Source organism: Clostridium sp. CMCC3677 (assembly GCF_023845585.1).
Lineage (GTDB): Bacteria > Bacillota > Clostridia > Clostridiales > Clostridiaceae > Clostridium > Clostridium aquiflavi.
The window spans coordinates 49,289-61,932 of sequence record NZ_JAMQHS010000004.1 but is presented as its reverse complement, the minus strand read 5'-3'; the positions used below and the strand labels follow the sequence as shown (position 1 = coordinate 61,932).

Below are 12,644 nucleotides of genomic sequence, written 5' to 3'. Positions count from 1 at the left end.
CGATAGTTTTTATAGTATATTTAATTCAAAACATTTTTTAACTATTGAGCGTATTTTTCATCTAATATAATTTCAATATAACTAAGTTTATTTTCTACACTAGCATCTGATGCTACTGTTATTTTATAAGTATTAAATTTATTATTCCAAACTAGACCAATAGGTGCAGTTACATCTGGTGTTTGAGCACTAATGCCTAATACATTTAAGATGTTAATACCATCATTAGGATATTTTAGTTCTTTTATTGGTATAATTTTAATAATTGCAGATTTAGAATCAACGTAAGTTATTTCAAAAGTATAGTCATCTTTTTCATAAGTAACTTTATCACCATCTGTGCTTTTAGGATTTCCTAAAACTTTTTTAATAGCATTTTGATCCTTATCTTTTAAATCATCTATACTAACAACCTTCTTTACTTCTGCAGTAGAAGATTCAACATTTCCTGGTAGAGTTGAATTAGCATTTTCATTTTGAGTTTGTTCAGTAGTGTTATTAGTATCGTTATTAGTATTATTAGGCTTTCCACATGATACTAATGTTATAATACATAGTAGTGAAATTACTGATAATTTAATAAATTTTTTTTTCATGAGCGTCTTCCTCCTAAGATATTAAAAAATTTCCCTATATTTACATAGTAAAATTTGTTCTTTGTAGAATATTATATCACTATTTATTTTTAATAAAAGTAAAGTAATAGAATCTTAATAAAGATTAAATTTTAATGTAATCTTTGCTTAAATTTAAGTAGTTTAAATCCATTTTCTGAAACATAAACCCCAAGTAATACTAATATTGCACCAAAAGTAGAGTATAGAGTAAGACTTTCATTTAATATAAAGAAAGAAGCTATCATTGTAACAGCTGGTATTAAATAAATGTAATTATTAGTTTTAATAATTCCTAAATTATCAACTGTATAATTCCAAACAACGTAGCATATTCCAGACGCTATTACTCCTAGAAATAACAAATTGAATATTATTTTTGGTTGCGATAATGACATGGTATTTATATTACTAGATGATGAAAACAATATAAATGGCAATATAGTTAATAATGCATAAAAAAATATTTTTCTAGTTATATATATGTAGTTGTACTTACCACTAATTTTTTTTAAAGTTACTGAATAAACAGCCCAACATAATGCAGCAGATAAAGCTAAAATATCTCCAATTGGATTTAATTTTAATATAAAATTTCCATTAAAGATAACTAAAAATACACCTAAAATTGCAATTATAAATCCAATAAATAAATTTTTATTTAAATTTTCTCCTTTGGAAAAAAAGTGTGCCATAAATGCTGTTAAAATTGGAGCAGTAGCAAGAATTAATGCTACATTAGATGTAAGAGAATAAATTAATGCAGAATTTTCAGTAATAAAATATAAAGATCCTCCAGTGATTCCAGCAAGCAAAAATAAAGATTCTTCTTTTATTGATGTTATTTTATGAAATTTGGGATGAATTAGTAAAAGCATAATATATGCTATTAAAAATCTAAGAAACATTATTTCTGCTGGAGTGAAATTACTAAGTAATACTTTAGTAGATACAAAAGTAGTACCCCAAACTACTATTGTAAAAAACGCTAAAAAGTTTAATGATAACTTTTTATTATTCATATGAATCAAGTCCCCCTTTAAGTTATGTATTTTTTGCTATGTGGTAAATTATATATTAATAATAAATTTGTGTAAATAAGATATTAATTTAAGCAAAATGGATATTGATAAACTTTTTTGCAGGATATTTAATTCTATTTAAAGGGATATTAAGTTTTGCTATAGAAGTATATTATTAGGGATAAAGGGGAGGTAAATTAATGAATGATATAATTTTTAAAACAGTAGACGGAGTGGTGTATGCAGGAAAAGTCACATACTTTGGAAAAGAAGAATTATCAGTAAAAAATCTAAATATATTAAATGAGTTTGAAGAAAAAGATGTGCCAGCACTTAAAGAAAATGTATACGAAGATGGTGATGTATGGTTTTATACTAATAAAATAATTTGGTATAAAAATAGGAGATAATTTAAATATGATTAAAAAGATTACTTAATTAATGGGTTTGTATTAAGTAATCTTTTTAATTTATAATAAATTATATTTAAAAGTCTAGTCTAATTAATGAAAGAAATAAATTACTTATCTTTATTTTTAAGTACTCCATTAGAAATAATTTTTTCTTGGAATTCTACATTAAATGCTTTTTCATATTTTTTTATTATGTTCATTTGTTTATCAGTAACTATACAGATAGAAGTACCTTTTGCATTACCTCTAGCAGTTCTACCAGATCTATGTAAGTACTCATCAAGTTTTAATGGAAGATCTAAATTAAATACATGAGTAATATCAGTAATATCAAGACCTCTAGCAGATACATCTGAAGAAACTAATATTTTGATTTTACCTGTTTTAAAGCTATCAATAGCATTTTTTCTTTCTTCTTTAGAAATACTTCCACTCATAGCAAAACATTCTCTATTATGATAATTAAGTTTTAAAGATGTTAATTCAATATCTTTATTATCATTAACAAATATTAATGCTCTTTTTGGATCTTCAGCTGATATTATTTTTCTAAGTACTTCAAATTTATCTCTTCTATCACATTTTACATACACATGTGAAATGTTAGGGTTAATTGAAGATTTACCTTGTGATTTAACTATTAAAGGATCTTTCATTAATTCCTTTAATGAATCAACTATTTCAGGAGTAATAGAAGCAGAAAAGGCCATTAATTGTCTATCTCTCATAGTTGTTTTAATTATGTCTTTAACAATTTGAGCTCTCTTTGGATCCAATAAATTGTCAACTTCATCAATAACAATAGTTTTTATAGTATGAGCAGTGATCTTTTTCTTTCTTATAAGATCAAGAACTCTACCAGTTGATCCAACTATTATATGAGGCTTAACTTCTTTAAGCTTTTTAATTTGATTATTTATATTAACATCACCGATTATTCCAAGTGATTTAACGTTTATTCCAGAGTTATCTGAAAGCAACTTAATTTGCGCCTCTATTTGCATAACTAATTCATGAGTTGGTGCTAAAATTATTGCTTGAATATCTTTAGTTTCAGTATTTATTCTTTCAAATATAGGAAGAAGATAAGCTAAAGTTTTACCACTTCCAGTAAATGATTCTCCCATTATGTCTTTATTTTCTAAAGCTTCATTTATAACTAAACTTTGAATTTCAGTTGGAGCAGTTATATTTTGCTTTTCTAATGCACTTATTATATCTGAACTTAAATTTAAATCGTTTAATGATTTTGTCATATTATAAAAATTCTCCTTTGTTTTTAAATATTAGTATGCTTAATTATATACTTAATATATGTATTTTTCTAGTTAAACTTGTATTTGTAGTATATAATCATAGAGTTAGATAAATTTTAGGCTGTATTTAAAAAGATTACTAATATATGTATAAGCAAATTGGATAAAGCAATTGAACTTAAGAAGACTAACAATTAAGTATAGTCCTATTTTACCTTATGTCTAATATAAAATTATAATAAGCAATTAAAAAATAGTTTATTTCATAATAAGATGATTATAATAAATTATTTTGTATTGAAAATACTATATTAATTATGGGATAAAATAAACATAGTGCAAAAGAAAAATATGTTTAATTAAGATAAATAAAGGAGACAATTAAAGGATGAGCAAAGAATTTAATAAATTTGAGTTAAGTGGTGAATTGCTAAAAGCAATAGATAATTTAGGATATAAGACTCCATCAGAGGTTCAAGAGAAAGCAATACCAGAAATACTTAGAAATAAGGATTTAGTTGTAAAATCTCAAACAGGAAGTGGAAAGACAGCGTCTTTTGGTATTCCATTATGTGAAAAAATAGACTGGGATGAAAATAAACCTCAAGTGTTAGTATTAGCACCAACAAGAGAATTAGCAGTTCAAATTAGTGAAGATATATCTAATATAGGAAGATATAAAAGAATTAATTGTGTACCTATTTTTGGAAAGCAATCAATAATGGATCAAGAAAGAAAATTAAAGCAAAAAACACATATAGTTGTTGGTACTCCAGGTAGAGTATTAGATCATATAGATAGAGGAAGCCTTGATGTGTCAAAGATAAATTATTTTGTTATAGATGAAGCAGATGAAATGCTTAATATGGGATTCATAAAACAAGTAGAAGCTATAATAAGAAGAATACCAAAGAAAAGAGTAACATTATTATTTTCTGCAACTATACCTGATGAAATAAAAAACTTATGTGACAAACATATGAATAGACCAATTGATATAGCAATTAAATCTCAAAATTTAACAAGCGATAATGTAAGTCACTATGCTTATCATGTGGGATATAACGAAAAACTAGATTTATTAAATAATATACTTATATCTGAAATGCCAGAAACTTCAGTTGTATTTTGTAGAACAAAAGAAAATGTTGATACAGTACATGAATATTTAAATAAAAAGGGTTATTCAACTAATAAGATACATGGTGGAATGATGCAAAAAGACAGACTTGATACTATGGAGCAATTTAGAAGAGGTGACTTTAGAATTTTAGTAGCAACAGATATAGCTTCAAGAGGTATAGATATAGAGGGAATTACACATGTTATAAACTATGATATTCCAGTTGAAAAAGAAGCATATGTACATAGAATAGGAAGAACAGGACGTGCAGGAGCTAAAGGAGTAGCCTTAACTTTTTGCAAAGATTCTGGAGATAGATATTTAAATGAAATTGAAGAATACATAGGTTTTAAACTAGAAGTTAAAAATCTTCCAAGCAAAGAAGAGATAATTAATTGCACAGAAAAAGCAATGGAAGTATTAAAGAGCAAACCAAAAAAGAAAAAGGAAAAGAGTAATGCTGTAAATAAAGATATAATGAAGATATATCTAAATGGTGGTAAGAAAAAGAAAATTCGTCCAGGGGATATAGTTGGAGCTGTAACTAAAATACCAGGAGTAACTGGTGAAGACATTGGAATAATAGATGTTCAAGATTTAGCTTCATATGTAGATATATTAAATGGAAAAGGTAAGACTGTAATAAATGGACTAAAGACAGCTACTATTAAAGGTAAAAAGCTTAAATGTGATAGAGCAAGAGGTTAACTTTAAGTAAAGTGTTTATCTATGAATAAGCAAAGTTGGACGGAGTAATTGAACTTAGGAATATTATAATAATTTGATTAAATAGTATAATTTAGTTATACTGAATAAAGAATAATAAATAGTTAAAAAATCACTTTTCAAATTTTTTATATATAATAATAGTGTGCTATTTTTAGAAGTTGTGATTGTAGCATAATCTAGTAAGTAAATTATAGGAATTTTAAAAGTTAATTTAGTAAAGAGGTGTATTTAAAATTATGTTTTCAAATAGAAATGCAAAATGCTGGTGTGGTAGCGGATTAAAATATAAGAGATGCCATTTAGAATTTGATGAAAAGTTAGAAAGTTTAAGATTAAAAGGTGAAATAGTTCCACCAAGAGAAGTAATAAAGAGTTCAGAAGACATAGAAGGAATAAAAAAGAGCTCAGAAGTTAACAATGGAGTTTTAGATTTAGTTGCAAGTAAGATAAAGGCAGGAATGTCTACTTTAGATATAGATAAATTAGTTTATGACTATACAGTAGAACACGGTGCTATACCTGCACCTTTAAACTTTGAAGGATTCCCTAAGAGTGTATGTACTTCTATCAACAATGAAGTATGTCATGGTATACCAGATGAAAAGATAATACTTAAAGATGGAGATATCGTAAATGTAGATGTATCAACTATTCTTAATGGATATTATTCAGATGCATCAAGAATGTTTATGATAGGTGAAGTTAGTGAAGATGCTAAGAAATTAGTTGAAGTAGCTAAAGAATGTATGGAAGCTGGAATAAAAGTAATAAAACCATGGGGTCACTTAGGTGATATTGGAGCTGCTTGTCAAGAAGTAGCACATAAGAATGGTTACACAATTGTTAGAGCTTTAGGTGGTCATGGAGTAGGGAATCAATTCCATGAAGAACCTTTTGTACCTCATATCGGTAAAAAGGGTACAGATATGGTCTTAGTACCAGGAATGGTATTAACAGTAGAACCAATGGTTAATGCTGGTGGATATGATGTATATGTAGATGCAGAAAACGAATGGACTATATATACAGAAGATGATTCATTATCAGCTCAATGGGAACATACTGTTTTAATAACTGAAACTGGAGTTGAAATATTAGCTAAATAATTTTGTGATGCTTAGTGATACCATCCTGTGTTTTATGAAACATAGGGTGGTATTTTTTTAATGTATAGGAAATTATAGAATTTTTGAAGCTTGAAAGGCTGATGAAATCTAAGGTTATGAATATATGTTTAAATTGTTCATTGAAGGGTGGCGTAGCCACTTTTTTATGTAAGAGTTTGTTTTTGATAAGAATAATCTTAGAACATTTATTTAACATTGGTATAAATATATTATATGAGAACTTATTTTGGTAAAGCTTTATTAATATTAAGGAGTTTTTTTATGGAAGATGAACAAATCAAGGATATTATAGTAGCTTTAATAAACAATAAGATGTTTCCTGAGGGGAAAGATGAAGAACATACAGCTAAATATGTAGCTAGGTTTATAAAAACATTAGAAAAAGAATTAGATAAGTAAGATGGGGATTGGTGGAGGGTCGCCTCCACCATGAAACCCACGACCATTTGTATATGGCTTGAATAGCTACTTACAGATGGTCGTGTTTTTTATTGTCACGGGTAGCACCAAAATCAAAACCACGAAAATATTAAAATTTACAATTTGGATTTTAGTGCGTTATTCTAGTTTTTGAAGAAAAAATAATGAAACTTATGAGAATAAAGTTTTAAATATTAGATTTTATAATTTATTTAAGTATAATTTTTACTGTAAAATAATTCAATAAATCGCTAATATAAACTATAATTAATATAACGAAATAATGGAGGTGAGTCATGTGCCATATGAAATGGGTGGAAGAGCAGATAAGAGTGGAAACAGATATGAAATAAAATGTGTTATATATCAAATGCTAAAACTTCTAGAAGAAAAAATATATTCAGTAACGCTAGAGGCACTTGGAGAAGATGAACAAGGAGTAGATATATGGATAGATTACTTAGATGGAAGTCGAGAAGGGCAGCAATGTAAGGGGAGAAATGGAAGTAGTGAAAGTTGGACAATTAGTTCAATGAAAGCACATGATATATTTGTAAACTGGAAAATGCAACTAGATAGAAATGAGAAGAATAAAGTTGCGCTGGTTTCACCATTATCATGTTCCCTAATCATTGATTTGATAAATAGAGCTAATAATACTGATGGAGATTATGAACATTTCTATAATAATCAAATATGTAAATCTCAAAAAATAAAAAAAGCTTATACAGATTATGCTGAAGCAATGGAATTAAATATTGAGGATAAAAAGGATATTATAAAAAGTATTGATTATTTAAAAAGAACTTTTTACAGACAGGAACCAGATTTTCAATTAAAAGAATTTATATTAGATAAAATTCGATATTTATTAATTGGAGATGAAGACAGAGTTTATGATACCCTTGTGTCTATAATTATTGATGAAGATATTCTAGGTAAACAAATTACAAACACTTTTTTATGTGAACTATTAAGAAGTAAAGATATTGAATTAAAAAATCTTGCTTTAGATAAAAGAATAGCTCCAAGAATAGACGAACTTAATGATGAATTTAGAAAGTTTTTTCTCCCAATTAAAGATAGATTAATAGAGCGTAAAGAATTTGATTCATGTAGAAAGATTATTGATTCGGGGGAATCAATGATTATTCATGGAAAAGCAGGTAATGGTAAAAGCGGTTGTACTGAAGCAATATTAAATTATTGTAATAAAAATACCATACCTGTTATTGCGATTAAGCTAGACAAAAGGATTCCTATGGGAAGTGCTGAAAAATGGGGACAAGATTTAGGATTACCAGCGTCACCTGCTCACTGTTTACATAGTATTTCAAAAGATGAACAAGCAGTAATTATTCTTGATCAATTGGATGCATTAAGATGGACTCAAGCACATTCAAGAGATTCTTTATTGGTTTGTGCTGAAGTTATTAATGAGATAATAAAAATAAATATTGAGAGAAAGAAAAAAATATCCCTAGTTTTTGTATGTAGAACATATGATCTTGAAAATGATAATAATATAAAAGCATTACTTAAATCAGATGAAAAAAGTAACTTAAAAATGTCTTGGAATAATATAACTGTAGATGAGTTTGATGACAATACAGTAAAAGAAGTAGTAGGAGAGCAGTACCTAGGATTATCCAATAAGTTAAAATGCATTTTAAAGACACCAAGTAACTTATATATTTGGAGTCAATTATCATCAGATAAGGACTACAATGAGTGTTCAACTACAAGCAATTTAATTTTAGAATGGTGGACGCAGTTAAAAAGTAATTCTATGGCTGTTGGAGTGAATGAAAATGATGTTATTAATGTTAAAGAAAATTTAGTTCAATTACTAGATAAGATGGGAAGAATAAGTATATCTAAAAGAATTTTAAGAACTAATGAGAATGCATTGTTTTATTTGTCATCAAATGGTTTTTTAATAGTACAAGGTGAGAGTATCTCATTTATCCATCAAAGCATACTAGATTATTTTTTAGCAGAAACAATGATTGATAAATTTTATGATGGAGAAAATATAGTTAATATTATAGGCGATAAGGAAAAGCAGACACCTAGTAGAAGATATCAAGTACAGATGCTGTTACAGAATCTAGTTGAAATGGATAGCCGTGATTTTATTAATGTTGGTGAACAGATGTTAAAAAGTGATAGTATTAGATATTACATGAAACATGTGTTTTATGAAGTATTAGGACAGGTATCAAATATAGATGAGCCAATAAGAATATTTGTTTTAAAAAATTGTGAAGTTAAAGAATACAGTAAATATATATTAAATAATGTTGTTATGAGTCATAGCAATTATATTAGTATGTTAAGAGATAATGGCATTCTTGATAAGTGGATAAAAGATGAAGATACAAAATATATAGTGTTTAATTTATTGAAAAGCATTAGTCCAAAGTTTGATTCTAAAGACATTGTATTCATTAAGAAGTATATTTTAAAATCGAAATCCGATGATGAAAAATTGATTAAATGTTTTAATAATAATATAAATGATGATACGGATGAAATGTTTGATTTACGAATGCAATTATACGAAAAATATCCTGAAATGGCGAATGTGTACTTTAACTTTAAAAAGATGTTCAAAAAATGTGAAATGCGTACAATTAAATTTTTTACGTTTTTATTAAAATATAAAATAAAAAGCCAAGAAAAAAACATATATAAATATGAAGAAGAATTAGCATATGAAATAGCTGATATTTGGGTGAATAATGGAAAAGAAATAGTGAAAATGTTGCTACCTAATTTACCACGTGAATCATATGAAGCGATTAGTTTTAGTGAATGGTGTAATAGATATGGACATAAAAATAATTTGGAACGTACTTGTGTACAAATTATAAAGAAAGCTAATGCTGGGATTATTTCAAATAATCCTAAAGAATTTTTCGAGATATATAGTCACTTTATGGGAAAGGGATTTGCTATTTTTAATGAAATAATGTTATCAGCATTACTAAATTTACCAGAAGAGTATAGTGATTATGTAATTAATTATTTATGTGAAGATTTTGATAAAAATATCTTTGACATGACTAGTGGAGATAATAAATTATTATTAGCTAAAGATGTAATAAAAAAACACTCAGTTAGTTGTAGTAATGAAGTTTATTTATTGTTGGAAAATAAAATAATACATTATATTTCACCAGATGCTAAAGAAAGATATTTTCGAAGAGTAGAGTATAATAAAAATAATACTGGAGAAAGAGTATATTGGAGCTTCTGGGGGGATTTGCAGGCAGAGCTATTACCATGTTTGCAAATCAATCGAATGTCTGAAGAAGGAAAAAGATTATTGACTGTATTAAAGAGAAGATTTGAAGGTAAATACAACAGATATGATAATTCATCTGGACACAGTGGTTTTGTAAAATCACCAATTAGTGGAAAGAAATTAAGTAATAAGAATTGGATTAAACTATTAACTAACAAAGAAATTGAGCGTAGGGAAAATCATAATTGGAAAGATGTACCTGGGGGGTTTATTGAAAGTTCTATCGAAGAATTCTCAAGTGATTTTCGTAGTACAGTAATCTTAGAACCTGAACGAATGATTAAATTAGTACTTGGATGTGAAGAAGAAATTTTGGATGAATATATAGATTCATTATTTAGTGGAATAGCAAGTAATAATGAACCTAAAGATATATCAACAGAATTATTGGAAGCGTTAATAGAAAGATATCCATGTGATAATAAATCTTGGAGAGCTAGTAGTATATGTAGAATACTTGAAATGAAAAATGATTCAAAGTGGTCTCAAAAAGTATTAGATATTTTAAAAGATATTGCCATAAATCATATAAACCCTGAGTTGGAAAAGCCAAATGTTACTAATAAAGATGATAAGGAAATGCGAACATTTGAAATGTTACAAGATAACTCATTGAATTGTGTAAGAGGTTCAGCTGCATTTGCAATTGGCAAATTACTTTGGGAAGATAAACGATTGTATGTTCAATTTAAAGAAACAATTAACCAACTAACTAAAGATGAAAATCCAGCTGTAAGGTTAGCAAGTTTATCAGCGTTATGGCCTACTTATAATATAGAAAGAGATTGGGCTTCTGAAAAAATATTGACTCTATATGAACAAGATTATCGTTTAGCAGGATTTCATGATTCAAAAAATATGTTTTTCTTGTTATACAATAAGTATAGAGAGCGTGTTTTAAAAATAATTAACAAATGTTTTTTATCATCAGATGAACAATTAATTAAAATCGGTTCGTATAGTTTAGCAGAGATGTTTATAGTAAAAAATGAGTTTTTACATGAAATAGATAATATAGATAGTATTACAGAAAAGCAGGTGAAATCAATATTAGAAATGGTAGCTATCTATTTTGATAAAGATGAATATAACGATATTTGTAAAAAGATAATACTAAAATTTAAAACAAGTGAATTTGATTTAGATTTTCCTATATCAAATTTATTCTATCAAAACAAGATTAATTTAGAAAGGGATAATGAATTTTTAATAGAGATTATGCAATCAAATCTAAGTAATAGAATAGTAAGTGCTTTTGTACATTATCTTGAAAATAATTCAAAATCTATAGTATATTATAAAGATATAATCTTATCAATGAGTTATCATTTACTTATTAATGAGAGTGAAAAATTAATAGGGTATTGGGGAATAGATGATGAAATTTCAAAGTTAATTATAGGATTATATGATGAGACTTCAACATCTTTAGAACCTGAATTAATTGAGGTATCTAAAAAATGTCTTGATATCTGGGATTTAATGTTTGAGAAACAAATTGGTTCAATTAGAATGCTAAGTCAAAAAATATTTGAGAGATGATGAGCAGATTACAAATGATCATTAAAAAATGTTTTATAAAGGGGCTTAAAATATGTAGTAAAAGTAATTTGCGATAAAAATTCCGTATAAAGAAGATTTGGTGGATTTCAAAGGTTATGCTTCACCTCCACCATAAAACCCACGAAAATCATAATTTGGATTTTTGTGGGTTTATTTTCATAGAAAAAAATACCAAGTATTATTTTCGTAGTTATAAATAGATTTTAGCGATGAGTTGAAAAAGCAGAATTCGAAAAATAAAAAATCAAACTAAAAGAACTGGTTTAATGGTTCTAATTGATTCTTTGCAGAAGGGGGAGGCCAACATTCAAGTAGCACAACCTATAGATACAATATAAACAATACATTTTGTAGATGGCTGTGATTATAGATGTGTTCGGTACTATTTATATAAGCAACATTAAAATAAAATTATGTTATAATAAGTTAAATTAGAAAAATGGAGGGGCATATGAAAGTATTAAATGAGGAAAAGTTAGAGAAGTTAAAAGAGATAGAAGAAGATTTAAGTATTTATAACGTTGAATCACTAGATTTAAAGGGGTTTTTGGAAACGTTAATCGAAAAAGATTTTATTATAATAATACCACCAATTATAGACGAAATTGAAGATCAAAATTATCAATATATTACTTTGGAGAATAACGTATTAAAAGGTGGGAGCTCAAGGAAACCGGGAAATATTATATTAAATATTGAAGATTTTTTAAATACAATTATTCCTGTTTCAATTTCTTTTACTACTGCAATAAGTAATAAAGATATTACAAAAAAGGTAATGGGTTTATTGGGGGTTATTTGTTATTTAACTCAAAAAATGAAAATTGATATATCAGTTGATCAAGCATTTGTACTTAGAGTTATACATCGTAAGTGTAAGAACAGAAGCGGATTTACAAGTGAAGAATGTTATAAAGAAGTAAATATAATGAGGAAAAAAAGTAACAATCAAATTTTAAGTTCAATCCAATATAGCAATATTCTTGATGATTTATGTAAAATTAATTGTATTTCAATTGAAAATGATATTATTTATTTAAAAGAAAAGATAAAGATAAAATATTAGG

Annotated in this window: 9 protein-coding genes; 6 read left to right on the top strand and 3 right to left on the bottom strand. The window is 26.7% G+C overall.

The genetic code is table 11. The annotated features are described in order from the left end of the window. Window positions 1-41: 41 nt before the first annotated feature. Both NG901_RS05695 and NG901_RS05690 read right to left on the bottom strand, forming a co-directional pair. A complete protein-coding gene (locus tag NG901_RS05695) occupies window positions 42-596 on the bottom strand; it encodes a hypothetical protein (RefSeq protein WP_252212782.1) in 555 nt (184 codons plus the stop codon). Between the two features lie 131 nt (window positions 597-727). Further along, the gene (locus NG901_RS05690) at window positions 728-1,636 is read right to left on the bottom strand and encodes a DMT family transporter (RefSeq protein ID WP_252212781.1); all 909 of its coding nucleotides are present in this window, start codon (window positions 1,634-1,636) and stop codon (window positions 728-730) included. A 200-nt stretch (window positions 1,637-1,836) separates the two neighbouring features. On the opposite strand from NG901_RS05690, the gene NG901_RS05685 reads away from it, so the two are divergent. Beyond that, window positions 1,837-2,046 (top strand): hypothetical protein, encoded by a 210-nt coding sequence (locus NG901_RS05685; RefSeq protein WP_252212780.1) that lies wholly within the window; start codon window positions 1,837-1,839, stop codon window positions 2,044-2,046. A gap of 110 nt (window positions 2,047-2,156) precedes the next feature. On the opposite strand, the gene NG901_RS05680 is transcribed toward NG901_RS05685, so the two are convergent. After that, window positions 2,157-3,305 carry a DEAD/DEAH box helicase gene (locus NG901_RS05680; RefSeq protein ID WP_252212779.1) on the bottom strand — a complete coding sequence of 383 codons (1,149 nt, stop codon included), beginning with the start codon at window positions 3,303-3,305 and terminating at the stop codon, window positions 2,157-2,159. Window positions 3,306-3,693: 388 nt separating this feature from the next. Here NG901_RS05680 and NG901_RS05675 point away from each other — a divergent pair, with 388 nt between their 5' ends. The 5 genes from NG901_RS05675 (at window position 3,694) to NG901_RS05655 (ending at window position 12,643) form a co-directional block, all read left to right on the top strand. Then, window positions 3,694-5,136: a DEAD/DEAH box helicase gene (locus NG901_RS05675; RefSeq protein WP_252212778.1), complete on the top strand. Its 1,443-nt coding sequence runs from the start codon at window positions 3,694-3,696 to the stop codon at window positions 5,134-5,136. Window positions 5,137-5,393: 257 nt separating this feature from the next. Beyond that, window positions 5,394-6,263 (top strand): methionyl aminopeptidase, encoded by an 870-nt coding sequence (locus NG901_RS05670; protein ID WP_252212777.1) that lies wholly within the window; start codon window positions 5,394-5,396, stop codon window positions 6,261-6,263. A gap of 282 nt (window positions 6,264-6,545) precedes the next feature. After that, window positions 6,546-6,683: a hypothetical protein gene (locus NG901_RS05665; RefSeq protein WP_003374026.1), complete on the top strand. Its 138-nt coding sequence runs from the start codon at window positions 6,546-6,548 to the stop codon at window positions 6,681-6,683. A gap of 319 nt (window positions 6,684-7,002) precedes the next feature. After that, the gene (locus NG901_RS05660) at window positions 7,003-11,556 is read left to right on the top strand and encodes a hypothetical protein (RefSeq protein ID WP_252212776.1); all 4,554 of its coding nucleotides are present in this window, start codon (window positions 7,003-7,005) and stop codon (window positions 11,554-11,556) included. A 472-nt stretch (window positions 11,557-12,028) separates the two neighbouring features. After that, window positions 12,029-12,643 (top strand): hypothetical protein, encoded by a 615-nt coding sequence (locus tag NG901_RS05655; RefSeq protein ID WP_252212775.1) that lies wholly within the window; start codon window positions 12,029-12,031, stop codon window positions 12,641-12,643. Window position 12,644: the final 1 nt, after the last annotated feature.

Bases quoted from the DNA above. Each gene is read 5' to 3' on its own strand.
- NG901_RS05695 (WP_252212782.1), bottom strand. From the start codon at position 596: ATGAAAAAAAAATTTATTAAATTATCAGTAATTTCACTACTATGTATT.
- NG901_RS05690 (WP_252212781.1), bottom strand. From the start codon at position 1,636: ATGAATAATAAAAAGTTATCATTAAACTTTTTAGCGTTTTTTACAATA.
- NG901_RS05685 (WP_252212780.1), top strand. From the start codon at position 1,837: ATGAATGATATAATTTTTAAAACAGTAGACGGAGTGGTGTATGCAGGA.
- NG901_RS05680 (WP_252212779.1), bottom strand. From the start codon at position 3,305: ATGACAAAATCATTAAACGATTTAAATTTAAGTTCAGATATAATAAGT.
- NG901_RS05675 (WP_252212778.1), top strand. From the start codon at position 3,694: ATGAGCAAAGAATTTAATAAATTTGAGTTAAGTGGTGAATTGCTAAAA.
- NG901_RS05670 (WP_252212777.1), top strand. From the start codon at position 5,394: ATGTTTTCAAATAGAAATGCAAAATGCTGGTGTGGTAGCGGATTAAAA.
- NG901_RS05665 (WP_003374026.1), top strand. From the start codon at position 6,546: ATGGAAGATGAACAAATCAAGGATATTATAGTAGCTTTAATAAACAAT.
- NG901_RS05655 (WP_252212775.1), top strand. From the start codon at position 12,029: ATGAAAGTATTAAATGAGGAAAAGTTAGAGAAGTTAAAAGAGATAGAA.